Origin of the sequence: Nonomuraea sp. NPDC049480 (assembly GCF_044465905.1) — a bacterium.
Classification (GTDB): Bacteria; Actinomycetota; Actinomycetes; order Streptosporangiales; family Streptosporangiaceae; genus Nonomuraea.
In genome coordinates this window covers 402,727-428,237 of the sequence record NZ_JBITMD010000008.1, presented here as the reverse complement: position 1 = coordinate 428,237, position 25,511 = coordinate 402,727, and the positions used below count along the sequence as shown (strand labels likewise).

General features: G+C 70.8%; 19 protein-coding genes. 16 read left to right on the top strand and 3 right to left on the bottom strand.

The features are described 5' to 3' along the window. Positions 1-30 precede the first annotated feature (30 nt). The 11 genes from pepN to ACIBX3_RS25270 all read left to right on the top strand — a co-directional run bounded on the left by pepN (position 31) and on the right by ACIBX3_RS25270 (position 18,913). Entirely contained in the window at positions 31-2,595 is a 2,565-nt protein-coding gene (pepN, locus tag ACIBX3_RS25320; protein ID WP_397120960.1) for an aminopeptidase N, read from the top strand. Between the two features lie 134 nt (positions 2,596-2,729). Further along, positions 2,730-4,025 (top strand): ROK family protein, encoded by a 1,296-nt coding sequence (locus ACIBX3_RS25315; RefSeq protein WP_397120958.1) that lies wholly within the window; start codon positions 2,730-2,732, stop codon positions 4,023-4,025. After that, entirely contained in the window at positions 4,022-4,951 is a 930-nt protein-coding gene (locus tag ACIBX3_RS25310) for a carbohydrate ABC transporter permease (protein ID WP_397120956.1), read from the top strand. Before ACIBX3_RS25315 ends, ACIBX3_RS25310 begins: the two co-directional genes overlap by 4 nt. Beyond that, a complete protein-coding gene (locus ACIBX3_RS25305; protein WP_397120954.1) occupies positions 4,944-5,750 on the top strand; it encodes a carbohydrate ABC transporter permease in 807 nt (268 codons plus the stop codon). Before ACIBX3_RS25310 ends, ACIBX3_RS25305 begins: the two co-directional genes overlap by 8 nt. A gap of 12 nt (positions 5,751-5,762) precedes the next feature. After that, positions 5,763-7,019 carry an ABC transporter substrate-binding protein gene (locus tag ACIBX3_RS25300; protein WP_397120952.1) on the top strand — a complete coding sequence of 419 codons (1,257 nt, stop codon included), beginning with the start codon at positions 5,763-5,765 and terminating at the stop codon, positions 7,017-7,019. A 12-nt stretch (positions 7,020-7,031) separates the two neighbouring features. Further along, positions 7,032-8,114 carry a glycoside hydrolase family 15 protein gene (locus ACIBX3_RS25295; RefSeq protein ID WP_397120950.1) on the top strand — a complete coding sequence of 361 codons (1,083 nt, stop codon included), beginning with the start codon at positions 7,032-7,034 and terminating at the stop codon, positions 8,112-8,114. Next, entirely contained in the window at positions 8,111-10,327 is a 2,217-nt protein-coding gene (locus ACIBX3_RS25290) for a TIM-barrel domain-containing protein (RefSeq protein ID WP_397120948.1), read from the top strand. The genes ACIBX3_RS25295 and ACIBX3_RS25290 overlap by 4 nt, the downstream gene beginning before the upstream one ends. A gap of 11 nt (positions 10,328-10,338) precedes the next feature. Then, positions 10,339-13,611 (top strand): TIM-barrel domain-containing protein, encoded by a 3,273-nt coding sequence (locus ACIBX3_RS25285; RefSeq protein ID WP_397120946.1) that lies wholly within the window; start codon positions 10,339-10,341, stop codon positions 13,609-13,611. Beyond that, positions 13,608-16,451 (top strand): TIM-barrel domain-containing protein, encoded by a 2,844-nt coding sequence (locus tag ACIBX3_RS25280; protein WP_397120944.1) that lies wholly within the window; start codon positions 13,608-13,610, stop codon positions 16,449-16,451. The genes ACIBX3_RS25285 and ACIBX3_RS25280 overlap by 4 nt, the downstream gene beginning before the upstream one ends. Positions 16,452-16,562: 111 nt before the next feature. Further along, positions 16,563-17,909, top strand: a complete 1,347-nt coding sequence (locus tag ACIBX3_RS25275; RefSeq protein WP_397120942.1) for a protein kinase — start codon at positions 16,563-16,565, stop codon at positions 17,907-17,909. Positions 17,910-17,962: 53 nt separating this feature from the next. Beyond that, on the top strand, positions 17,963-18,913 hold the full coding sequence (locus ACIBX3_RS25270) for a hypothetical protein (RefSeq protein ID WP_397120940.1): 951 nt from the start codon (positions 17,963-17,965) through the stop codon (positions 18,911-18,913). Positions 18,914-18,996: 83 nt separating this feature from the next. Here the strand turns inward: ACIBX3_RS25270 and ACIBX3_RS25265 are convergent, their stop codons facing one another. Both ACIBX3_RS25265 and ACIBX3_RS25260 read right to left on the bottom strand, forming a co-directional pair. Further along, on the bottom strand, positions 18,997-19,359 hold the full coding sequence (locus tag ACIBX3_RS25265) for a DUF5130 family protein (RefSeq protein ID WP_397120938.1): 363 nt from the start codon (positions 19,357-19,359) through the stop codon (positions 18,997-18,999). A gap of 8 nt (positions 19,360-19,367) precedes the next feature. Continuing rightward, on the bottom strand, positions 19,368-19,658 hold the full coding sequence (locus ACIBX3_RS25260; RefSeq protein ID WP_397120936.1) for a hypothetical protein: 291 nt from the start codon (positions 19,656-19,658) through the stop codon (positions 19,368-19,370). A gap of 202 nt (positions 19,659-19,860) precedes the next feature. Between ACIBX3_RS25260 and ACIBX3_RS25255 the strand changes: the two genes are divergently transcribed. Further along, positions 19,861-20,688, top strand: a complete 828-nt coding sequence (locus tag ACIBX3_RS25255; RefSeq protein WP_397120934.1) for a nuclease-related domain-containing protein — start codon at positions 19,861-19,863, stop codon at positions 20,686-20,688. 11 nt (positions 20,689-20,699) lie between these two features. Here ACIBX3_RS25255 and ACIBX3_RS25250 read toward each other — a convergent pair whose 3' ends face one another. Further along, complete coding sequence (locus tag ACIBX3_RS25250; RefSeq protein WP_397120932.1) at positions 20,700-21,383, bottom strand: TetR/AcrR family transcriptional regulator; 684 nt, start codon at positions 21,381-21,383, stop codon at positions 20,700-20,702. Positions 21,384-21,428: 45 nt separating this feature from the next. Here ACIBX3_RS25250 and ACIBX3_RS25245 point away from each other — a divergent pair, with 45 nt between their 5' ends. The 4 genes from ACIBX3_RS25245 (at position 21,429) to ACIBX3_RS25230 (ending at position 25,182) form a co-directional block, all read left to right on the top strand. Beyond that, the gene (locus tag ACIBX3_RS25245) at positions 21,429-22,238 is read left to right on the top strand and encodes a thioesterase family protein (RefSeq protein WP_397120930.1); all 810 of its coding nucleotides are present in this window, start codon (positions 21,429-21,431) and stop codon (positions 22,236-22,238) included. A gap of 133 nt (positions 22,239-22,371) precedes the next feature. Then, complete coding sequence (locus ACIBX3_RS25240) at positions 22,372-22,545, top strand: hypothetical protein (protein WP_397120928.1); 174 nt, start codon at positions 22,372-22,374, stop codon at positions 22,543-22,545. A 245-nt stretch (positions 22,546-22,790) separates the two neighbouring features. Beyond that, positions 22,791-24,629, top strand: a complete 1,839-nt coding sequence (gene ilvD, locus ACIBX3_RS25235) for a dihydroxy-acid dehydratase (protein ID WP_397120926.1) — start codon at positions 22,791-22,793, stop codon at positions 24,627-24,629. Positions 24,630-24,687: 58 nt separating this feature from the next. Continuing rightward, a complete protein-coding gene (locus tag ACIBX3_RS25230; RefSeq protein ID WP_397120924.1) occupies positions 24,688-25,182 on the top strand; it encodes a helix-turn-helix transcriptional regulator in 495 nt (164 codons plus the stop codon). Positions 25,183-25,511 lie beyond the last annotated feature (329 nt).

Below are 25,511 nucleotides of genomic sequence, written 5' to 3'. Positions count from 1 at the left end.
CCCCGACGAAGCGGTGAAAAGGAGCGCAACTTGGCAGGCAACCTGACCCGGGACGAAGCGCGCGAGCGCGCCCGGCTGTTGAAGGTCGAGTCGTACAAGGTGGCACTCGACCTGACGGAAGGGGAGGAGCGCTTCGAGAGCGTCACGACGATCCGTTTCAGCAGCGTCAGCCCGGGTGCCTCCACCTTCATCGACCTGCACGGCGCGCACGTGCGCAAGGTCACGCTGAACGGCCAGGACCTCGACGTGGCCGCCTACGACGCGGAGAAGGGCCGCTTCCCGCTCCCCTCGCTCGCCGGGGCCAACGAACTGCGGGTGGACGCCGACTGCGCCTACATGCGCACGGGCGAGGGCCTGCACCGCTTCGTCGACCCTGTGGACCAGAACGTCTACCTGCACAGCCAGTTCGAGACGGCCGACGCCCACCGCATGTACGCGTGCTTCGACCAGCCCGACCTCAAGGCCGCCTTCCAGCTCACCGTGCTGGCCCCGGCCGACTGGGAGGTGATCTCCAACGCGGCCGCGGTCAGCGTGGAGGAACTGCCCGAGCAGGCAGGCAAGCACGGGACGGTGCGGGCGGCCAAGCGATGGGAGTTCGCGGTCACGCCGGTCATGTCGACGTACATCACGGCGCTGGTGGCCGGGCCGTACCACAAGGTGACCTCGGAGCACGACGGCATCCCGCTCGGCCTCTACTGCCGGGCCTCGCTGGCCCAGCACCTCGACGCGGACAACCTCTTCGAGGTGACCCGGCAGGGCTTCGACTTCTTCCACCGGGTGTTCGGCGTGCGCTACCCGTTCGGAAAGTACGACCAGCTCTTCGTACCCGAGTTCAACGCCGGGGCCATGGAGAACGCCGGCTGCGTGACGTTCCTGGAGGACTACGTCTTCCGTTCCCGGGTCACCGACGCGGTGGTCGAGCGGCGCGCGGAGACGATCCTGCACGAGATGGCGCACATGTGGTTCGGCGACCTCGTCACCATGCGCTGGTGGGACGACCTGTGGCTGAACGAGTCGTTCGCCACCTACATGTCCGTGCTCGCCCAGGCCGAGGCCACGCGGTGGGGCAAGGGCGCGTGGACGACGTTCGCGAACGTGGAGAAGGCCTGGGCCTACCGCCAGGACCAGCTCCCGTCCACGCATCCGATCGCCGCGGACATCCCGGACATGCAGGCGGTCGAGGTCAACTTCGACGGCATCACGTACGCCAAGGGCGCCTCGGTGCTCAAGCAGCTCGTCGCGTACGTGGGGCTGGACAACTTCCTCGCCGGCGTGCGCGACTACTTCGCCGAGCACGCCTGGGGCAACACCGAGCTGAAGGACCTGCTCGACGCCCTGGAGCGGACCTCCGGCCGCGACCTGTCCGCCTGGTCGAAGGAGTGGCTGGAGACCTCCTGGGTCAACACGCTGCGGCCTTCGTTCGAGGTGTCCGGCGGCCGGTTCACCAGCTTCGACGTGCTGCAGGAGGCCCCGGCCGACTACCCGACGCTGCGCTCGCACCGGATCGCGATCGGCCTGTACTCCCTGGCGGACGGCAAGCTGACCCGGACCAAGCGGGTCGAGCTGGACGTGGTGGGCGCCCGTACGAGCGTGGCTCAGCTCGTCGGCGAGGAGCAGCCGGACCTGGTGCTGCTCAACGACGACGACCTGACCTACGCCAAGATCCGCCTCGACGAGGACTCGCTGCGGACCCTGGTCGACGGCGGCATCGTCACCTTCACCGAGTCGCTGCCGCGGGCGCTGTGCTGGTCGGCGGCCTGGGACATGACCCGCGACGGCGAGATGTCCACCCGCGACTACGTCAAGCTGGTCGTCTCGGGCGCGGGCACGGTCACGGACATCACGGTCCTGCAGACGATCCTGCGGCAGGCGCGCATGGCGGCGCAGCAGTACGCGGATCCGGCGTGGCGGGCCGAGGGCCTGGCGCTGCTGGCGGGCGAGCTGCGCTCGCTGTTCGGCTCGGCCGAGCCGAGGTCGGACCGCCAGCTGGCCTACCTGCAGGCGTTCGCGCCGGTGGCCACCTCGGCGGAGGACCTCGATCTGCTGCAGGGCATCCTGGAGGGCACAACAGTGCCCGAGGGGCTGAGCGTGGACGCCGACCTGCGGTGGAGTCTCCTGCACGCGCTGGTCGCCGGTGGCCGGGTGGACGAGTCCGGCATCGACGCGGAGCTGGAGCGCGACCCTACGGCGACGGGTGAGCGGTCGGCCGCGCAGTGCCGGGCCGCGATCCCGACCCTCGAGGCCAAGAGCGCGGCGTGGGACCGGATCGTGGGCGGCGAGCTGGCCAACCACATCGCCCGCGCCACGATCGGCGGCTTCCAGGACCCGCACCATCCCGAGCTGCTGAAGCCGTTCAGGGAGAAGTACTTCGCCGAGGTCGGGCGGATCTACAAGGAGTGGACGTTCGACCAGGCGTCGTCGTTCGCGGTGGGATGCTTCCCGGCGCTGCTCATCGAGCAGGAGACGCTGCGGGCGGCCGACGACTACCTGGCGGCCGAGGAGCCGCCGCAGGCGCTGCGCAGGATGATCCTGGAGGGCGCCGACGGCGTCCGCCGCGCGCTGCGCAACCGGGAGAAGGACGCCGCGTCCGCCTGATCCGCTCCGCCTGAGGCCCCCGCCACGCCCGGCGGGGGCCTTTCGCGTTTCCTTGGCGTTTCCGGGTCTTGACAGAGGGAGCCTGGAGGAAGATATTTCATGACTAACTTTACTTCTAAAGAAAGTCCTCGTACATGGCAGCCACTGATCGCGGCGATCTCACCCGGACGGCGATCCTGGCCCTGCTGGGCACCGGCGGGCCGCTGAGCCGGACCGAGATCGCACGCGAGCTGGACCTCAGTCCCGCCACCGTCACGCAGCTCACGCGCGGGCTCATGGGGCAGGGCATGGTGGAGGAGCTCGACCTCAAGCCCTCGCGCGGCGGGCGGCCCGCCGTCCGGCTCGGGCTGGTGGGCGGAGCAGGGCGGGCGCTGGGCGTCAAGGTGACGGCCGATCACCTGGTGCTGGTCGACGTGCGGCTGGACGGCGAGGTCCTGGGGTCGTGGGAGCGGCCCTTCGACCCGTACGCGCCGGACGCGCTCGACGAGCTCGCGGCGGCCGTGGAGTCGGTGGTGCCCTCGTCCGGCGGGCAGGCGCCGCCGCTCCTGGGGGTCGGGGTCGGGGTGCCGGGCAGCGTGGACGACCAGGCGGCCGGCACCGTGAACGCGCCGACGCTCGGCTGGCAGGCCATGCCCGTCGGCGAGCGGCTGCGGCGTCGGCTGGAGCTTCCCGTGCTGGTGGAGAACGATGTGAACGCGCTGGCGGCGGCCGAGCGGCTGTACGGGCGCGGGCGTACGCACCGGGACTTCCTCGTGGTGACGATCGGGCGCGGCGTCGGGGCGGCGATCGTCGCGGACGGGCGGGTCTACCGGGGGGCGCGGGGCGGGGCGGGCGAGTTCGGCCACCTGCCGGTGGACCCCGGAGGGCCGGTGTGCGGGTGCGGGGCCAGGGGGTGCCTGGAGGCGTTCGTGGGCTCGGCGGGGCTCCTGGCCGCCGCCCGCGCCAAGTCCGCCGCCCGCAGCGGCGAGACCGGCGGCTCACCGGAGAGGACAGGACGGGACGGCGGCGCGGCGCCGGGCAAGGGTGCGGTGCGGGACGGCGGCGGGCGGGATCCGCTGGGGGCGGTCGCGGCGCTCGGGCGGGCGGGGGCGGACGGGGACCCCGCGGCGCGGGAGGTGTTCGCCGAGGCGGGGGCGATACTCGGACGGGCCACCGCCGGGCTGATCAACGTCGTGGATCCGGAGGTCGTGGTGGTGCTCGGCGAGGGCACGGCGGACTGGCCGCTCTGGCGCGACGGATTCGAGCAGGCCCTCAGGGCGCAACTGTATCCGGGGCGGCGCGACATCTCCGTCGAGGTGGAGAGCTGGGACGACACGAGCTGGGCGCAGGGGGCGGCGGCGCTGGTGCTCGCGACCCCGTTCGACGCGGCGGGCGCGGCCGGAGAGCAGGGCCGCCTGGTGCGCGCCCGCCTGATCGGAGCCACCTCGTGACCCTCACCGCCGCACCGCCGAAGGAGCGGGCCGCGCATGAGCGGGCCAGGCCGCGCAAGGGCTGGCGCCATGCCGGGACCGTGGCCGTGTTCCTGCTGCCGAGTCTCATCCCCCTGACCCTCTACACGATCGTCCCGATGATCGGCTCGCTCTGGACGAGCCTGCACGAGTGGGACCTCATCACCGAGATGCGCTGGGTGGGCCTGGGCAACTACATCGAGCTGATCGGCGATCCCGAGACGCACGCGGCCTTCCTCCACACCCTCTACTTCATCGCCGGCTACCTGCCGCTGGTCTACGCGGGCGGCCTGGGCCTGGCGATGCTGCTCAACCGGGCGATGGCGGGCCGGAGCCTGCTGCGCGGCGTGTACTTCCTGCCGGTGATCACGAGCTGGGTGGTCGTGGCGCTGATGTGGAAGTGGCTGCTCAACCCGGCCAGCGGCATCGTCAACTGGGCGCTCGGCCTGGTCGGGGTGAGCGGTCCCGGCTGGTGGACGGATCCGGACTGGGCGATGCCGTCGATCATCCTGGCCTCGGCGTGGAAGGACCTGGGCTTCGTGATGATCATCCTGCTGGCGGGCCTGCAGGCGATCCCCCGCGAGTACCAGGAGGCCGCCATGGTCGACGGGGCCACGGCTTGGCGCAGGTTCCGGCACATCACGCTGCCCCTGCTGTCCCCCTCGACGTTCTTCGTGGTCGTGATCTCGCTGATCAACGGCTTCCAGGTGTTCGACCAGGTCAAGATCATGACGGGTGGCGGGCCCGGCGGGGCCACGCAGGTGGTGGTGTCGCAGATCTACGACCTCACCTTCAGGTACGGCAGGGCCGGCGCGGCGTCGGCGCTGTCGTGGCTGCTGTTCGCCGTGGTGCTGATCGTGACGATCGTCCAGATCCGGGGCCAGAGGCGGTGGGTGACCTATGGCTAGAGTGACCCGCTACCTGCTGGTCGGCGTGGGCGCGCTGGTGATGTTGTTCCCGTTCGCGTGGGCGGTGATCACCTCCATCACGCCGGGCGACGCCGTGCTGGCCGTGCCGCCGGACTTCACACCCGAGGGCGCGAGCCTGGACGCGTACGCCAAGCTCATGGAGACGCTGCCGTTCTGGCGGATCGTGCTCAACAGCGCCTGGATCGGCGCGACCTCCACCATGCTGCAGCTCGTCACGAGCGCCATGGCCGCCTACGCGTTCGCCCGCCTGCCGTTCCCCGGCCGGGGCGCGCTGTTCGCCGTCTACCTGGCGACGCTGATGATGCCGCTGCCGGTGCTGGTCGTGCCGCTGTTCATCGAGATGCGCACGTTCGGGCTCGTGGACACGTATTTCGCGCTGCTCGCGCCGACGATCGCCTCGGCGTTCGGGGTGTTCCTGCTGCGGCAGGCGATCAACCAGGTGCCGCGGGAGTTCGACGAGGCGGCCGTGCTGGACGGCGCCGGGCATTTCCGGATCTTCCTGTACGTGGTGCTGCCGCTGATCCGGCCGGCGCTGGCCACGTTCGCCATCTTCGGCTTCATGGCCAGCTGGAACAGCTACCTCTGGCCGCTGATCATCATCAAGTCGCCCGAGTTCATGACGCTCCCGCTGGGCCTGGCCACGCTGCACGGCCAGTTCACCACCGAGTGGGACGTGGTCATGGCGGGGTCGGTGATCAGCGTCGTACCGATCCTCATCCTCTACGTCTTCGCGCAGAAGCACGTCATCGCCAGCGTCGCGCAGAGCGGGCTCAAGTAAAGGAATCCCCCCATGTCAAGAGGACATCTCGCCGTCATCGCCGCGGTCGCGTTACTCGCCTCGGCCTGCTCCCAGGGGTCGGCCACCAGGGCCACCACCGGCGCCGACGGCAAGACCACCGTCCGGTATTTCACGTTCTCCGCCGCCCCCGACCACCTGAAGGACCTCGACGCGATCGAGAAGGCCTTCGAGAAGGAGAACCCGAAGGTGGACGTGGTCGTCGAGACCGCGCCCTTCGAGGAGTACTTCACCAAGCTCCAGACGAGCATCGCGGGCGGCACCGCGCCGGACTCGTTCGAGCTCAACTACGAGAACTTCGTCACCTACGCCAGCGCCGGATCCCTCCTCGACCTGGGCACGGTCGGGGGCGACGGCGACACCTCCGTCTACGCGCAGGAGTCGCTCAACGCGTTCAAGCGCGACGGCAAGCAGTACGCCCTTCCCGCCTCCTTCTCCACGGTCGTGCTCTTCTACAACAAGGACCTGTTCGAGAAGGCCGGGGTGGCCGCGCCGACGGCGGACTGGACGTGGGCCGACGAGCAGGCGGCCGCGGCGAAGCTGACCGACAGGAAGAAGGGCGTGTACGGCGACTTCCAGCCGGTGCAGTTCTTCGAGTTCTACAAGGCGCTCAAGCAGGCGGGCGGCGAGTTCCTGTCCGCCGACGGCACGAAGGCGACCTTCAACGGCCCCGAGGGGGTCAAGGCCGCGCAGTGGCTGGTCGGCAAGGTGGGCAAGACGATGCCGACCGAGGCCGAGATCGGCGGCGCCGCCGACTACGACACGAACCTGTTCAAGTCCGGCAAGCTCGCGATGTGGCACAACGGCATCTGGCAGTTCGCGGGGCTCAAGGACGTCCCGTTCGAGTGGGACGTCGTCGTCGAACCCGGTGACGCGAGCAAGGCCAGCGCCGTCTTCCACAACGCCGTCGCGATCTCGTCCAGCACCAAGAACGGCAAGGACGCCTACGCCTGGGCCCGTTTCCTGTCGTCCTCCAACGTCGCGGCCACCACGCGCATCCAGTCGTCCTGGGAGCTGCCGCCGGTCGCCGACCAGCAGGTCCTGGCCGGCTACCTGAAGGACCCGAAGCCGGCCAACCGGCAGGCCGTGTTCGACTCGCTGAAGTCGATCGCACTGCCGCCGGTCATCAAGCGCCAGCAGGAGATGCAGGACGCGGTGACCAAGCACCTGACCGAGGCCGCCGCGGGGCGCAAGCCGGTGGAGGACGCGCTCAAGGCCGCCGCCGCCGACGTCGACGCACTGCTTTCGTAAGGAGAGAACCCGTTGTCCCTCGTCGCGCACAGCCTCGACGTGATCAAGAGCTTGCAGTCGCCCACCGGGGCCTATCCGGCCTCGCCCACCTTCTCCGCCTACCGCGGCTACTCGTGGCTGCGGGACGGGGCGTTCATCGCCGAGGGGGTGAGCAGGCACGGTGACGTCGCCGGCGCGGACGCCTTCCACGCCTGGTGCGCCCGCGTGGTCGGCGACCGGGCGGGCCAGGTGGACTCGCTGGTCTCCCGCGCCGCGCGCGGCGAGGTCGTGCCCGTCACCGAGATGCTGCCGACCCGCTTCACGCTCGACGGGATGGAAGGCGCCGACGAGTGGTGGGACTTCCAGCTCGACGGGTACGGGACGTGGCTCTGGGCGCTGCGCGAGCACTGCGTGCGCCATGGGAGGACGGTGCCCGGGGCCGAGAAGGGGATCAGAGCGGCGGCCAGGTATCTGACGGCGTTCTGGGACCTTCCCTGCTACGACTGGTGGGAGGAGCACGTCGAGCAGCGGCACGTGGCCACACTGGGCTCCATCCACGCGGGCCTGCGGGCCGCCGTCGACCTGGGCGTGTTGAGCGCGGCCGAGGAGGCGGCCGCGCTGGAGGCGGCCGAGGGCGTCGCGGCGCTGGTCGAGCGGGAAGGCGTCGTCTCCGGGCGGCTGCGGAAGTGGCTCGGCGGCGACGCCGTGGACGCCAGCCTGCTGGCGTGCGTGGAGCCGTTCGGGCTCTGTCCGGCCGATCACCCGGTGGGGGCCGCGACGGTGGCCGAGGTCGAGCGGCAACTCGCCCGCGACGGCGGCGTCCACCGCTACCTGGCCGACACCTTCTACGGCGGCGGCCGGTGGGTGCTGCTGGCCGGGTTCCTGGGCTGGAACCACGCCAGGGCCGGGCGGCGCGCCGAGGCCCTGCGGTATCTGGAATGGATGGCGGCCCAGGCGACGCCGGCGGGTGACCTGCCCGAGCAGGTGTCGGACCTGCTGCTCGCTCCTGATCGGCTTCAGGAGTGGCTGGATCGGTGGGGGCCGGTGGCGACGCCGCTGCTGTGGTCGCACGGCATGTATCTGATCCTCGCCGACGAGCTGGGGGTGCGGGCATGATCCGGCATCAGCCGTTCGGGTCGGGGCATCCGTACGCGGAGAGCGAGGACCAGAGGGTCCCCGCCAGGCCGCTGGACGGCGAGACGGTGGAGCTGCGGGCGCGTGCGTCGGCGAGCGTCGCCGCCGTGGTGTGCGAGTGGGTCGTGGACGGAGGGACGCCGCTGGAGTTGCGGCTCACCAAGGCGATCGAGGACGCGGGGGCCGAGCAGGGTGGGGTCGCGGACGGCGGGCATCTCGCCGCGGCGCAGGCGCGGGCCGCCCGGGCCGCTGCGGGGACCTGGTCCGTACGCAGCCCCGCCCTGCACGCCGGGCACCGCTACGCCTACCGCTTCCGCGCCGCCCTGGCCGGGGGCGGCAGCCGGACCAGCAGGTGGTTCGAGGTGTCGGCGGCGACCTGGTCGGCGGACGGAGGGAAGCTCGACGTCAGGGGCGCGGACCGGATCGTGCCCGGGAGCGTGCGGTGGCTGGCGGACGGCGACGGCGTGCGGCGGGTGCGGTTCGACGTGGCGCTGGGCCCTGACGAGCACGTGGTGGGGTTCGGCGAGCGGTACGACGCGGTGGACCAGCGCGGACGTGAGCTCGACGCGGTCGTGTTCGAGCAGTACAAGGGGCAGGGACGGCACGGGCGCACCTATCTGCCGATGCCGTACGCGATGGTCGTCGGCGGCCCGTCGAGCTGGGGGCTGCACCTGGCGACGTCGCGGCGGACCTGGTACGACGTGGGCGACCGGCTGCGCGTGGAGGCCGAGGTGGGTCCCGACGGCGTGCTCGGGGTGCGTTTCCACGACGGGCCCGAGCCGGCCGGCGTGCTGCGCGGGTTCCTGGACGACGTCGGGCGGCCGGCGGAGCTGCCGTCGTGGGTGTTCCGCCTGTGGGCCAGCGGCAACGAGTGGAACACGCAGGAGCGGGTCATGGCCGAGATGGACCGGCACCGCGAGCACGGCATTCCGGTCGGGGCGCTGGTCATCGAGGCGTGGAGCGACGAGACGACGTTCACGGCCTTCCGCGGGGCCGCGTACGAGCCGTCGGAGGAGCCGCACCGCCTGGCCGACTACACCTTCCCGCCCGACGGCCCGTGGCCCGACCCCAAGGGCATGGTGGACGAGTTGCACGCGCGCGAGGTCAAGGTGCTGCTCTGGCAGATCCCGCTGCAGAAGATGCGCCCGCATCCCCGGCACCAGGCGGCCGTGGACGCCCGGCAGCTCGTCGAGCGCGGCTACGGGGTGCGCGAGGCGGACGGCCGGCCGTACCGGAACCGGGGGTGGTGGTTCCCGCTCGCACTCATGCCCGACCTGTCGTCGCAGGAGGTCCGCGACTGGTGGACGGCCAAGCGGCGCTATCTGGTCGAGGAGGTCGGCGTCGACGGGTTCAAGACCGACGGCGGCGAGCACGCCTGGGGCCACGACCTGCGGTACGCCGACGGGAGGGACGGCGCCGAGGGCAACAACCTGTTCCCCGTCCACTACGCCCGCGCCTTCGGGGACCTGCTGAGGTCGTGCGGGAAGGCGCCGGTGACGTTCAGCAGGGCCGGGTTCGCCGGGTCGCAGCCGCACGGCGCGTTCTGGGCCGGGGACGAGGACTCCACGTGGGAGGCGTTCCAGGCCTCGATCAGGGCCGGGATCACGGCCTCGGCCTGCGGGATCGTCTACTGGGGCTGGGATCTGGCCGGGTTCTCCGGCGAGGTGCCGGACGCGGAGCTGTACCTGCGGGCGGCCGGGGCGTCGGCGTTCATGCCGATCATGCAGTACCACTCGGAGTTCAACCACCACCGCGCCCCCCTCAGGGACCGCACCCCGTGGAACGTGGCCGGACGCACCGGGGACGAGCGGGTGATCCCGGTGTTCCGGCGGCTGGTGGAGGTGCGGGAGCGGCTGGTGCCGTACCTGGCGGAGCAGGCGCGGATGGCCGTGGACGGCGGCGCGCCGCTGATGCGCGGGCTGTTCTTCGACCACCCGCGCGATCCTGACGTGTGGCGTTTCCCGCTGCAGTACAAGCTCGGCGACGCGCTGCTCGTCGCCCCCGTGACGGAACCCGGCATTTCGGAGGTCTCTGTCTATCTGCCGGAAGGTGAGTGGGTCGACGTCTGGACCGGACGCGCCCTCGCCCCGGGCTCCGGCGGCCGGGAGGTGCGACTGCCCGCACCGCTCGATCGCCCTCCCGTCGTGTGCGCGGCGGAGCACTGGTCCCGTCTCTCCCCCGTCTTCGCCTCCTGAGAGGAACATCCATGAGCCGGTTACGGTCGGCCGTCATCGTGGTGGTGATCGCCTTGTTATCGTCCTCCGTCTCCGTCCCAGCCTCCGCGCTCGACGGCCTCTTCCACAGCCCGACCGGGATCGACGAGTTGTACTCGGCCGAGCCCACGGAACGGGTGCCGCGCGATCCGATGGCCGGCGAGCCGGTCCAGATCAAGGCGACCACCTGGCCGATCGAGCCGGGCCAGACCGTGTGGGTGACCTGGACGAAGAACGGCGTGAACCAGACGCCGATCGGCGCGGCCTGGGACTACAACAACGGCGGCAACAGCTACTGGAAGATCGGCCTGGGCGCCTTCGCCCGCGGCGACAAGATCTCCTACACCGTCAACGCGGACGTGAACGGGGGCGGGCAGAGGAGCGTCGGCCCGTTCTCGTTCACGGTCACCTCGTGGAGCACGGTGACGAACGTGACGGGCCACACCGACAACGGCACGTCGGTGGACGTCACGACCGGCGACAGCGCCGGCAGCTTCACACCCAGGATCCGCTTCACGTTCCCGGCGGCGGACCGCTTCCGAACGCAGATCGCCCCGAGCGGGCAAGGTCTCAACATTTCCGGCATCTCCGGATACACGGTGACAGACTCGGCGAGCACGCTCACGATCGCCACGAGCTCGCTGGTGCTGAAGATCCAGAAGTCGCCCTACCGGCTGTCGGTCTACAAGGGCGACGGCACGACGCTGATCACCCGCCAGTACGACCCCGCGACGTTCAGGAACATCGGCTGGGCCAGCGACGGCGCCACCACCGTCACCAAGATCGAGGACCACTTCATGTCCCCGGCCGGGGAGCGCTTCGAGGGCTTCGGCGAGCGCTACGACCGGCTCGACCAGCGCGGCACCGACGTGCACAACTACGTCTACAACCAGTACCGCGACCAGGGCGCCACCCGGCGCACGTACCTGAGCGTGCCGTTCTTCCTGAACTCCGCCGGGTACGGGGTCTACATTCCGACCACCCGCTACGCGATCTTCAACCTCAACACCCACCTGAGCGACCTGGCCGGGTTCACCGTGGACACGGGCGGCGCGCTGGACTCGACGCTCGACTACCACTTCTACACCGGCACCCCGGCCGAGATCGTGGACGACTACACCGCGACCACCGGCCGCCCGCAGCTCCCGCCGAAATGGGCGTTCGGCGTGTGGATGTCGGCCAACGAGTGGAACACGCAGGCCGAGGTGAACGCCGAGCTGGCCAACGTGGAGACGTACAAGATTCCGCACACGGCGATGGTGCTGGAGCAGTGGAGCGACGAGGCCACGTTCTACGTCTGGCACGGCGCGACGTACACGCCCACGCCGGGCGGCGGCAAGCTCTCCTACAGCGACCTGACCTTCCCTGCGGGCACGGCGTGGCAGGACCCGAAGGCCATGGTCGGCAACGCCCACAGCAAGGGGATCAAGATGATCCTCTGGCAGATCCCGGTGCTCAAGGAGAATTTCGACAACAACCCGCCGGCGGCGCCGCAGCAGCACCTCAACGACAAGGCGTACGCGGAGTCGCAGGGGTATGTCGCTAAAAATCCCACCAACGGCCCCTACCGCATCCCGACCGGCCAGTGGTTCGGCGACAGCATGGTCCCCGACTTCACCAGCACGGCCGCCACAAACTGGTGGATGAGCAAGCGCGACTACCTCATCGACGAGATCGGCGTCGACGGCTTCAAGACCGACGGCAGCGAGGCGATCTTCGGCCGGGGCGTGAAGTTCGCCGACGGCCGCAAGGGCGACGAGATGCACAACGCCTACCCCAACAGCTACACGGGCGCGTACAACGCCTACGTCAAGGGCAAGAGGCCGGACGGAGCGATCTTCAGCAGGGCCGGTACGGGGGGCGCGCAGACCAGGTCGATCTTCTGGGCCGGTGACCAGAACTCCAGCTTCTCCGCCTTCCAGGAGGCGGTCAGGGCCCAGCTCAGCGCGGGCCAGTCGGGGGTGCCGTTCACGGCCTGGGACATGGCGGGCTTCACCGGCACCTTCCCCAGCGCGGAGCTCTACCTGCGCTCCGCGGCCCAGGCGACGTTCTCGCCGATCATGCAGTATCACTCGGAGAAGGCCGATCCGGGCACGTCGGAGGCTCGTACGCCGTGGAACGTGCAGGCCCGCACCGGCGACCCGAGCGTCGTGCCGGCCTTCCGCACCTTCGCCAACGTGCGCATGAACCTGGTCCCCTACCTCTACACGGAGGCCAAGGCGAGCGCGACGACGGGTGTGCCGATGATGCGCGCGATGAGCTTCGCCTTCCCCGGCGACGCCACGGCCGCGGGCCTGGACCAGCAGTACATGTTCGGCTCGCAGCTCCTCGTCGCGCCGATCACCGCGCAGGGCGCGACGTCGAAGAGCGTGTACGTGCCCGCCGGCGAGTGGTACGACCTGTGGAACGGCGGCCGCTTCACCGGCCCCGGCACGAAGACGTACAACGCCGGCCTGGACACGATCCCGGTCTACGCCAAGCCCGGGGCGATCATCCCGCTCAACCTCAATGCCGACTACCAGCTCGGCGGCGAGATCGGCAACAGCGTCACCGCCTACACCAACCTGACCTTCCGGATCTATCCCTCGGGCACCACCTCGTACGCCTATTTCGAGGACACCGCCAACGCCACCCGCACCGTCACCTCGGCCGAGAACTGGGCAGGGCACACGGTGACGGTCACCGTTCCGCCGCTGACCACGACCAGCACCCTCCAGGTGGCGAGCACGCAGCCGGCCTCGGTGACGGGCGCGACCGCACGCGCCACGCTCGCCGGCCTCAAGGCGGCCGCCGAGGGCTGGTGGTGGGACCCGGTGCGGCAGCTCACGCACGTCAAGCTGGCGAGCAGCGCCTCCAGCCGGACGGTCACGCTGAACGGCGTGGACAAGGCCGCCTATGAGGCCGAGTTCGCGACCGGCGCCGGCACGTCGGCCGGCAGCGACCACGCCGGTTACACCGGGACCGGCTTCGCCGACGGCTTCGCGACCTCCGGGGACGCGGTGACGTTCCAGGTCAAGGCCGACACGGCGGGCAGTCACCAGCTCAAGTTCCGCTACTCGACCACGGTGAACGCCACCAGGACCGTCTACGTGGACGGCGTCTCCGCCGGCACGCTGTCCCTGCCCGCGCTGGCGAACTGGGACACCTGGGGCACCGCCACGCTCACGACCTCGCTGACGGCCGGGGCCCACACCGTCAAGATCGCCTATGACGCGGCGAACACCGGCGGGATCAACCTCGACCATCTGGTGGTGTCCCGGCCATGACACGCGCGCTCATCTTCCTGTCGGTGCTTCTCATGCCCTCGCTGGTGGCGTCGTCCGCGCAGGCGGCGGTCCAGCGGGTGCAGTTCACCAGCGGCTCGGCGTACCTGATCGTGGAGTTCCTCGACGACGACCTCGTGCACTTCGAACTGGCCGGCGGCGCCGGCCCGGGCGTGAACTCGCCGTTGTTCGCCACGCCGCAGGTGGCCAAGAAGGACTACACCGGCCCGTCGAGCTTCACCCAGTCGGGGAACACGATGACGACGGCCGCCATGAAGGTCGAGGTCGCGGCCGGGACGCTGTGCGTCAGGGTCTCCGACCCCGCCCGGCTGCTGTACGAGGCCTGCCCGCGCAACCTCGCCCAGGCGTGGAAGGGCCTGACGATCGCCAAGGGCTCGATCCAGAACGCGTACGGGCTGGGCGAGCAGTTCTTCATGGGCGGCAGCGCCGACGGCGACTGGGCGGGCCGCGTCCGCTCGCCGGGCGGCCCGTTCGGCAACTCCTGGGTGTGGGACGAGGACAACGGGGCGGCCGGCAACGCGCAGATCCCGGTGCTGTTCGCGGTCGGCCCCGCCGATGTGAACACCGGGAACCTGAACTACGGCCTGCTGCTCGACCAGGTCTACAAGCAGGAGTGGAACCTGACCGGCGACCCCTGGACGGTGGACACCTGGGGCGACCAGCTCAGGTGGTACACGATGACCGGGCCCGACCTGCCCGACCTGCGCAAGGACTACATGGAGCTGACCGGCCGGCCGCCGGTGCCGCCGAAGAAGGTGTTCGGCATGTGGGTGTCGGAGTACGGCTACGACAACTGGGGTGAGATCGACAACCGGCTGAGCGGGCTGCGGGCCGACGCGTTCCCGGTGGACGGGTTCGTGCTCGACGTGCCGTGGTTCGGCGGGGTGACCCAGGCGTCGGACAACACCCGCATGGGCACGCTTTCCTGGGACACAACCGCCTTTCCCAATCCAACGAGCACTATTTCCGACTATGCCACCAACAAAGGCCTCGGCCTGATCACCATCGAGGAGTCGTACGTCGGGAAGGGCCTGCCCGAACACGCCGACCTGGCCACGCGCGGATACCTCGTGAGATCCGGATGCGCCGGCTGCCCGCCCGTCTACCTCACCGACAACGACTGGTGGGGCTACGGCGGCATGATCGACTGGACGCAGGACGCGGCGGGCGACCACTGGCACGCGCTCAAGCGGCAGCCCCTCATCGACCAGGGCATCCAGGGCCACTGGCTGGACCTCGGCGAGCCGGAGATGTACCAATCCTCCGACTGGACCGAGGGCGTGCTGCCCGGCAAGCATGCCCACGCCGACTACCACAACGTCTACAACCTCAAGTGGGCCGAGAGCGTGGCCCGCGGCTATCTCTCCACGGACAAGCGCCCGTTCATGCTGGCCCGCTCGGGCGCGGCGGGCATCCAGCGGCACGGCGTGGCCATGTGGTCGGCCGACATCGGCTCCAAGCTGACCGCGCTGGCCCAGCAGCAGAACGTCCAGATGCACATGTCGATGTCGGGCGTGGACTACTTCGGCTCCGACATCGGCGGCTTCCACAGGAAGCTGCTGAACTCGGACCTGAACGAGCTCTACACCCAGTGGTTCGCCAACGGCGCCTGGTTCGAGGTGCCGGTGCGCCCGCACACGGAGAACCTGTGCAACTGCGCGCAGACCTCCCCCGACAAGATCGGCCACAAGGCCAGCAACCTGGCCGGCCTGCGTCAGCGGTACGAGCTCGCGCCCTACTACTACTCCCTGGCCCACCGCGCCCACCGCTTCGGCGAGCCGGTGGTCCCGCCGCCGGTGTTCTACTACCAGAACGACCCGAACGTCCGCGAGATGGGCCACGAGAAGCTCATCGGCCGCGACCTGCTGGTCGGCGTCGTGGCGGGCGCGGGCGAGCGCGATCGTGACGTCTACCTGCCGGCCGGCACGTGGTACGACTACGCGACCGGCGAGAAGCTCACCAGCTCCGGCCAGTGGTTCGTGGACCGGCCGCTGTGGGTGAACGGCGTGTTCCGGCTGCCCGCCTTCGCCCGGGCGGGGGCGATCATCCCCAAGGCGCATGTGGACGAGAAGACCATGAACGTGATGGGGAAGCGCACCGACGGTTCGGCGAGGAACGAGCTGATCGCACGCGTCTACCCCGACGCCACGTCCACGAATTTCACCGTCTACGAGGACGACGGGGCGTCGACCGCGTACCAGACCGGCGCTGTTCGCACCACCCAGATCAGTCAGCAGCTGAGCGGCGGCACGGCCACCGTCACCGTCGCCGCCTCCGGCGGCTCCTACACCGGCGCGCCCTCCAGCAGGCCCACCGTGGTGGAGCTGGTCGCCGAGACGCAGGCGTCGGGCGTCACGCTGAACGGCTCCCCGCTCACCCAGCACGCCACCAAGGCCGCCTTCGACGCGGCCGCGAGCGGCTGGTACAACGCGGGCGGCAACCTGATCGTCGCCAAGGCGGCGAGCGCGAGCGTCACGACGGCCAAGACGTTCGCGTTCACGCTCGGCCAGGCGCCGGCGTCGATGACGTTCCGCTGCGACAACGGCACCACCACTCCCGGCCAGTCGGTCTACGCCGTCGGCGGCGCCCCGCAGCTCGGCTCCTGGTCGGTGGCCGGCGCCGTGAAGTTGTCACCCACCGCGTACCCGACCTGGACGGCCACGATCGGCAAGCTCCCGCCGAACACGGCTGTCGAGTGGAAATGCGTCAAGCGACAGGAATCTGGCTATCCCGACACCGCCGACCAATGGCAGCCGGGTGCCAACACCTCCTTCACCAGCCCACCCACCGGCAACGGCGGCACCACCACGGGCGCGTTCTGACCCGCCCGCGTCCACGCCCACGGAAGGACCCCGGCCACCATCGGCGGGGTCCTTCCCCGGCTTCCTTGACTATGCCGTGAGCATCGGAGTAACGGTGTTAGCCTCAAGTACGTGCTAGGCGCGGGGACCAATCTCAACGACCGCTACATGCTGGCCGATCGCCTCGGCGGCGGGGGCATGGGCGAGGTCTGGCGTGCCGATGACACAGTCCTCGGGCGCGCGGTCGCGGTCAAGGTCCTGATGCCCGCCCTCACCGAGCACCCCACGTTCACCCAGCGCTTCCAGAACGAAGCCAGGGCCATGGCCACACTGCGCCACCCCGGCGTGGTCGACGTCTACGACTACGGCACCGCGGAGGTCGACGGCCGCCAGGTCAGCTTCCTGGTCATGGAGTACATCCGGGGCGAGTCGCTCGACCGCGTCCTGAGCCGCGGCCCGCTCGACCCCGCCACCGCCATGCGCCTGATCGCCGAGGTCGGCGACGCGCTGGCCGCCGCGCACGCGCAGGGCATCGTGCACCGCGACGTCAAGCCGGCCAACCTCATGGTGCGGACCGACGGGCGCGTGGTGCTCACCGACTTCGGCATCGCCCACTCGGTCTCCGCCGCGCACCTGACGGCCACGGGCACGATGTTGTGCTCGGCCGGCTACTGCGCTCCGGAGATGGCCACCGCCAGCGAGGTGACGCCGGCGGTGGACGTCTACGCGCTGGGCGTGGTGGCGTACGAGTGCCTGACCGGGGAGCTGCCGTTCAAGGGCGACACGCCCGTGCAGATCATCTTCAAGCACCTCAACTCCCCCGTCCCGCCGCTGCCCGACGAGGTGCCGCCGGGCCCCCGGCAGGTGGTCACGCGGGCGCTGGAGAAGACGCCGGACCGGCGCTGGCCGACGGTCGCGCAGATGGCCGAGGCCGCGCGCCGGGCGATGACCGCCCCCGACACAGCGCCCATGCCGGTGCCCACGCCGGTGCCCACGCCGGTGCCCACGCCGGCGCCCACGCCGGCGCCCACGGCGGCGCCGCGCCGCGGCCGGACGATGCGGGCGGTGCTCACCATGGCCGCCGCCGTGATCGTGTCCGCGGGCGTGGCGGGCTTCGTCTGGTTGCGCCCGGTCGAGCCCACGAAGGGCACCGTCGTGCCGCCGACCGTCGAGGGCACCTCGGTCACGGCCACCTCCCCCGCGCCCACGGCCACCACCAGGCCGCCGTCCGCGGCCCCGGACAAACCCGTCCCGAGCGTCAAGCCGACCCGGACGGCGCGCGTGCCGAGCGCCACGCCCACGGTCACCCCCACCACGCCGACCAAGTCGCCCAGCCCCAAGCCCACCACGTCGGAGCCCACGAAGGAGCCGACCCAGGAGCCGGAGCCGAGCTCGCCGGGGCCGGAGGAGCCCACGTCCGAGCCCACGGAGGTCAATCCCACCGGCGAGATCCAGTGCGTACGCGAACCATGCCCGTGACCCCCGAGCGCTCGGCGTCCGTGACCACCCGCCGGTCGTGAGAAAGTCGTCGCGTGGAAACGACTCGTGACCTCCTCGTCGCCCTGGCTCGCCGCTACGCCTTCGCCGATCTCGGGGCGCTCGCGCCCGCGGCGGAGATCGCCGAGGTGTGCGAGTTCGGGCACCGGCTGCTCTCTCTCGACGCCGAGGACTTCGCGGCCGAGGCCAAGGTCGTGCCCGCCGAGCTGCGGCGGCGGGCGCGGGCCTGCCACATGCCCCAGACGCCGCGCGAGCAGCCGCGCGGGGCGCTGGAGTCGCTGCGGCCGGCGTACGGGCTGCTGCTGGAGGTCATCGCCGCGCGGTGGCACCGGAGGGAGCTGAGCCCGATGATCGCGGCGGTGCACATCGCCAGCGAATACCTGCCGCTGCTGGCCTTCGAGCCGCAACTCGGCCACGCAGGGGATCCCGCGCGCTGGCCGGCCGGGCTGAGCGTGCCGGGCAGCAGGTTCGGGGTGATCGGGGAACGGGAGTGCGATCACACCAAGTCCGAGCAATCCGCCACCAACCGGACGTTGCGCGTGTCAATGGAGCCGGGCGAGGGGTGGCGCGCGTACTTCGACCGGCAGCACAGCCAGGTCGCGGGCGCACTGGCCGTCTGCGTCGCCACCTGCCGCACCCCCTGCACGGCCATGGATTGGATCGAGCCGGAGCCCCGCGCCGACCTGCAACTGCGGGCCCGCACGGCGCTGGCCTTCGGCGAGACGCCGCTCGTACGGCTGCGGCATGCGGCACCCGTCGGGCATGGGTTCGGGGTGCCGTCGCCGGAGGAGGTGCTCGACGCCTGGGAGCGCAGCCGGGCGGCGCTGGACAAGAACGCGGTGGGGGCTTCGTCCACGGAGGACGACGGCTTCCCCTTGCCGGGCCTCCCCGCCCTCTTCTCCGCCATCGCCTCCGCACCCATCGCACCCGCAACCCTGCTGCGGGGCGTCAGCGACCACATCGTCACCCTTCTCGAACGCGACTGACCCCCAACGCGCGCATGAACCCAGCACGCCCGAGACGACACGGCAACGTGGCGGACAGGCCCACCCAGGCGGAGCGAGGCGGGTCAGCGGCGGGCCGTGGCCTGTTCGCCCAGGGCGGCGATGCCGTACAGCAGGCCGCCGATCAGGTCGCCGACGCTGAAGGCGGTGGCCATCGACATCGCGATCATCCGGCAGACCCCGTCGCTCAGCCGCCGTCGCGCGTTCTCGCCGGTCACGATCTCCAGTCCCCGGCCCTTGACGTCCACCAGGATCACCACGGCGTCGCCGGCCTCCGCACCGAGGGCGGCGTGCAGGCGTTCCGCGAAGTGGCGCCGCCCCCCGACCGGCTCCCCCAGGAAGAGCCCGAACCGGAGTCCGCTGCGTCGTTCGGCGGTGCGCAGGGCTTTTCTGATGTCGTCGGCCTGGGCGGTGGTCAGTCCTCGCATCGTCACCCTCACCATCCGGCCGACGCGCCGCCGACGTGCCGCCCCGGCTCCGCCGTCTCGGCCGCGGCCACCCAGTCGGCCTCGGGCACGGTCGCCCAGTGCGCCACCCGGTCGGCCAGCGCCAGGCCCGAGGTGCTCACGCCGCGCTCGCTCCCCGACGGGCCGCCCAGCCACACCGGGCCGGACTCGATCCGCCGATGCGCGCCGCGTCCCGGCACCATGACCAGCAGGCTGATCAGTACGAACAGCCCCACGGACACCCCGATGAGAAAGAGCAGAATCTCTGCCGCGCCGTTCACACCATGAACGTAAACCTCGTGAGGGGGCGCGGCCAGACCCATGCGCGCGGCAAGTTAGGATCTTGCACGAACCACAGGCATCTCTAGAGAAGAACGTTAGTAATACCCGGAAAACGGGCGTGGAACACGATGAGCTGGGCCATAAAACTATGGACAGGGCAACACTAGGAATCAATCAGATTCCCGGGCTACGGTGAGTTACGTGGACTCCGACAACCAGCGAGAAGACGGTCACAACGCGTCACCGATCTGGGTGAGCGACAGGCCAGAGAGCGAGCAGACCGCCGCCGCGAAGCCATCGGCGCCCACCTCCACATACGCGCCGGTAGAGCGCGCATCCGTGCGCAGCCTGCTGCGACAGCCGCGTTTCCGCCGCCTGCGCAACCGCCTGCTGGTGGCCATCGGCGTGGCCTTGGTGGCGGGCTTCCTCGTGGGCGACTGGCGGGCCGGCGTGACCGCGGGGGTGCTCGCGGCCATCCTGGAGGCGGTCTATCGCGCGCGCTCCAACTCGTCTGTGCCCGCCTGGCGGCGTTCGTCCGTGGCGGAGCGGCGCACCGAGGCGCAGCTGCGCAAGCTGGAGCGCATCGGTTACCGCACGCTCCATGCCAGGGCGATCCCGGAGACCGAGCACCAGATCGACCATCTCGTGGTGGGACCGACCGGCGTGTACGCCGTCGACTCCGAGAAGTGGGACAAGCGGCTCCCGGTCCGCGTGCAGATGGGCAAGAAGCTCTTCCATGGCCCGTTCGACCAGAAGGACCGCCTCAACCACGCCAAGCTGGAGGCGTCGCGGGCCAGCGAGCTCATCAGCGCGTCGTTCGGCCGTGAGGTGCCGGTCGTGCCCTCGCTCGCCATTTACGGCCCGCCCGTGCCGTGGAAGATCATGACGATCCGCGGCGTGGACGTCTACCAGGGTGACCGCGCACGCAAGTGGATCACCAAGCGGGAGCGGGCGCTGACCGACGCGGAGATCGACCGGATCTACGACATCGCGGCCGAGAAGCTCCCCGCCCGATACGGCGAGGGCTGAGGCCGCAACCGCTAATCGGCGCCCGTCAGTCGTGCGCCGAAGTCGTCGAGCGCGGTGGCCAGATCCGCGCTCGGCGGCAGCGTCCGCGGCAGGCGGGAGTACACCGCGGTGCCGAAGCCGGCGATCCGTACGATGTGGTCGATGAGCGCCTCCCTGTCGCGCGGCCACGGGAACGACGGCTGGGCGATCAGCAGGGAGACGCAGCCGTGCACGGCCGACCACAGGCCGAGCGCGAGCTCTTCCGGCTCGCCCTCGAGCACGCGGGTCTCCACGCAGGCCGAGACCGCGTTCACCATGTGGCGGAAGCATGCGGCGGCGGCCGGCGGCACGCCGGGGGCCGCCGAGGGCCGCATCATCAGCACCCGGTACTGCACCGGATGGTCGAGGGCGAAGCGGGCGTAGGCGCGCCCGCACCGGCCCAGGGCGAGGAACGGGTCGCCGCCGAGGTTCTCGCCGAAGAGCCGGCCGAGCTCGTCCCACACGCGCATGCAGACCGCCTCGACCAGCGCCTCCTTGTCGGCGAAGTGCAAGTAGACCGAGGGCGTGGACACCCCGGCCCGCTCGGCGACGGCGCGCAGCGTGAGCGCGTCCTCGCTGCCCGACTCGGCAAGCAGGTCCTCGGCCGCCCGCAGGATCTCCTCGCGAAGGAGCGGCCCTTCTCCGCGCCGGGCGCGCACCCGTTTGGTCGTGGTCATGGACTCAGGTTGACGCCGTCAGGTTAACGATGTCAATGTGCTCACATGGGGACATTTCGGGAAGCGACCGCGTTAACGGCGCTGGGCGACGGGGAGTTCGGCGCCGTTCTGGACGCGGAGTGGAGCGTCGGGACCCGGCTGCACGGTGGCTACCTGCTGGCCGTGCTCGGCCGGGCCGCCTGCGAGAGCGCCGGGGGCGCGGGCCACCCGCACGTGACCGCCGTCAGCGGCACCTTCATCGAGCCGCCCGAGCCCGGCGACGCCGTCGCGCGGGTGGAGACGCTCCGCGTGGGCAGGAGCGTGGCCCAGGTGAGGGCCGCGCTGGTGCAGGAGGGCCGGACGCGGGTCGAGGCGCACCTCACGCTGGGCCTGCTGGACGACTCCGACGCCTGGTGGACGGCGAGCGAGCCGGTCGAGCTGCCGCCCGAGCAGGACTGCTTCCTGGCCCCCATCGACGCGCCGGGCGCCGGTTTCCGCGTCCCGCTGATGGCGGTGGTCGAGGAGCGCATAGACCCCGCCCACCTGGCCTTCGCGTTCGGCGCCCCGTCCAGGCGCGGCGTCATCGCGTCGTGGCAGCGGCTGGCCGACGGCTCGGACTGGGATCCGCTCAGTCTGCTGGTGGCGCTCGATCCGGTGCCGCCGGTCTCGTACGACCTGGGTCTTCCTGGCTGGGTGCCCACCATCCAGCTGTCGGCGTACATCCGCAGGCTGCCCGTGCCGGGGCCGATCAGGGTCCGGCTGTCGGCCACGGACGTCGGCGGGGAGCGGATGGACGAGGTGGCGCACATCTGGGACGCCAAGGGCCGCCTGGTGGGCCAGGCGACCCAGCTCGCCGCCGTGCGGCTGCCCGCCTAGCGGTAGATCTCCGGGATCGACCCGCACCAGGGGAAGAACTCCTTCCGGCCGGCCGCCGTGATGTCGCCGCACGCCCCGATCCGGGCGGGATGGCCGTGATCATCGTCTCGGTGGCGTCGTACGCGAGCGCCGCGTGCCCGTTCAGCGTCCGCCCGGGGCCGGGGTGACGTCGGCGCCGCCGGGGACGATCGGCGGCGCCGACCGGCGTGAACCGGTCATCCCTTCCGTCGGCCTCGGCGAGCTGCTCGACGATCTGGGCGGTCAGCAAGTGGCGGGGAAGCAGCGGCTGCCTGGCGGCGTGAGGTGAGTCCTGCACCCCCTCGCCCCTGGCCGGCCTGCGGCACAGCCGGTCTGTCGTATGGATGAAGTTGCCGATCCTGGCGGGATCGTCGAGCATGACCGCCCGTTTGATCTCTCTGACACGGGTTCGGCCGGCAAGGGCCTCGATTCCGGCACGAAACGATAACCAACCGTCCGGTGAGTGGACGGTTGTCTCAGTTGCCGGGCGGTGGTCGTAACATGTGAAGACTCGCTAGCGATGGGAGAAGCGCCATGCCCGCCCTCAGGTCACGTACAGTCACCCATGGCAGGAACATGGCCGGTGCCCGGGCCCTCCTCCGGGCGACCGGCGTAGCCGGGAGCGACTTCGGCAAGCCCATCATCGCGGTGGCCAACAGCTTCACCCAGTTCGTGCCTGGTCATGTCCATCTGCGAGAGGTCGGGGACGTGGTGTCCGCGGCCATCCGCGAGGCCGGGGCGATTCCCCGCGAGTTCAACACGATCGCCGTGGACGACGGCATCGCGATGGGCCACGGCGGCATGCTCTACTCGCTGCCGTCGCGCGAGCTGATCGCCGACGCCGTGGAATACATGGTCGAAGCGCACTGCGCGGACGCGATGATCTGCGTCTCCAACTGCGACAAGATCACGCCGGGCATGCTGCTGGCGGCATTCCGGCTCAACATTCCGACGATCTTCGTCTCGGGCGGGCCCATGGAGGCCGGCAAGACGCCCGGCAAGAAGCTCGACCTGATCGACCCCATGATCGCCGCCGCCGACGACTCGGTCTCCGACGCCGAGCTGCTGGAGATGGAAGAGAGCGCCTGCCCGACCTGCGGCTCCTGCTCCGGCATGTTCACCGCCAACTCCATGAACTGCCTGGCCGAGGCCATCGGCCTGGCGCTGCCGGGCAACGGCACGATCCTGGCCACGCACAAGGCGCGCAAGAAGCTGTTCCAGGACGCGGGCCGGCAGCTCGTGGAGATCACCCGCCGCTACTACGAGGACGACGACGAGTCGGTGCTGCCGCGCTCGATCGCCACCCGCGACGCGTTCGAGAACGCGATGACGCTCGACGTGGCGATGGGCGGCTCGACCAACACGATCCTGCACATCCTGGCCGCGGCACGCGAGGGCGGCGTGGACTTCGGGCTCAAGGAGATCAACGAGATCTCGCTGCGGGTGCCGTGCCTGTGCAAGGTCGCCCCGGCCACGAACAAGTACCACGTCGAGGACGTCCACCGCGCCGGCGGCATCCCGGCCATCCTGGGCGAGCTCGACCGGGCCGGGCTGCTGCACCGCGACGTGCCCACCGTGAACGGCGGCACGCTGGCCGACCTGCTGGCTGCCTGGGACGTCAAGTCGCCGGCGGCGAAGCCCGAGGCCGTGGAGCTGTGGCACGCGGCACCCGGCAACGTGCGCACGGTCAAGGCGTACTCCCAGGACAACCGCTGGGACGACCTCGACCTCGACCGCGCGGCCGGATGCATCCGCGACCTCGAGCACGCCTACACCGTGGACGGCGGGCTGGCCGTGCTCTACGGCAACATCTCGCGCGACGGCGCGGTGGTGAAGACGGCCGGGGTCGACGAGTCGATCTGGACGTTCAGCGGGCCCGCGGTGGTGTTCGAGTCGCAGGAGCAGGCGGTCGAGGGCATCCTCGGCGGGCGGGTCAAGGCGGGCGACGTGGTGGTCATCCGCTACGAGGGCCCCAAGGGCGGTCCCGGCATGCAGGAGATGCTCTACCCGACCTCCTTCCTCAAGGGCAAAGGCCTGGGCAAGGTGTGCGCGCTGGTCACCGACGGCCGCTTCTCCGGCGGCACGTCCGGGCTGTCGATCGGCCACGCCTCTCCCGAGGCGGCCGAGGGCGGCACGATCGCGCTGGTCGAGGACGGCGACACCATCGACATCGACATCCCCAACCGGTCGATGGAGCTGCGCGTGCCCGAGGCCGAGCTGGCGGCGCGGCGCGAGCGGCTGCTGGCCGACCTGGGCCGCTACCGCCCGCGCGACCGCGACCGGCCGGTGAGCGTGGCGCTGCAGGCGTACGCGGCGATGACCACGTCCGCCTCGACGGGCGCCTCACGGGATCTGTCCCAGCTCGGCCACTGAACCTGGCCTACCGGACAGACTTTCGAAAAATGTCGGTCGTCATCCCTATTCTTGGGGTATGACGACAGTCGTGAAGCACGATACTCGCCCGCTGACGACCGCCGAGATCGCCGCCCTCGCACTCTCCCTCGCCCACCTCGGAGCCGGTCCCCAGGCCGTCACCGCCAGGCGCGGACTGCAGCACGCGCTCGAGCACCTGGAGCTCGACGACGACGTCATCGCCACCACGCTCACGACGCTGACCGAGCCGCTGCCCGTGGAGGTCGCCTCCCGGGCCCGGCTCATGGCCGACGCCATCACGAGCCGTCTCATGATCCGGCTGCACTATCGAGACGCCGGGGGCACCATCACCGCGCGCGACGTCGAGCCGGTGACGTGCCTGGTCCACCGCGAATACTGGTATCTGGTCGGCGTGTGCAGGATGCGCCGTGCGATCAGGGCGTTCAGGTTCGACCGGATCATCGCGGTCGAGCCCACGCTCACGCCGTCCCGTCCGCACCTCGCCGACCGGTTCCTGCCGTTCCAGCGCCGCCGGCGCAGCAGGGCCGCGTAGGTAACCAGCTGATTTCACCGGCCGCGACCACGGCCGTTGGGGTGCGGGTGGCAGAAGTCCGATTGGATTAGCGACCCGTAGCGACCCTGTGACATGGTGTCACATGCGCGCCCGGCGCCCAGGCGGCGTCGGGCACCCTCCCCGGTCGGACCGTGCACGTCTGGCCGGTCGGCGTCCGGAGGGACGTGCTCAACGGTCCGGTGGTCTCGCTGCCGGCACCAGTCGGGGCAGCGGAGTGCCCAACATGGTGGAGGGAGACCCCCGAAGGCCGGCATCGTCACCGTCGGGCACGTGGCCCGGCCTGCGGTCAATGCGCTGACCCGCCCGGA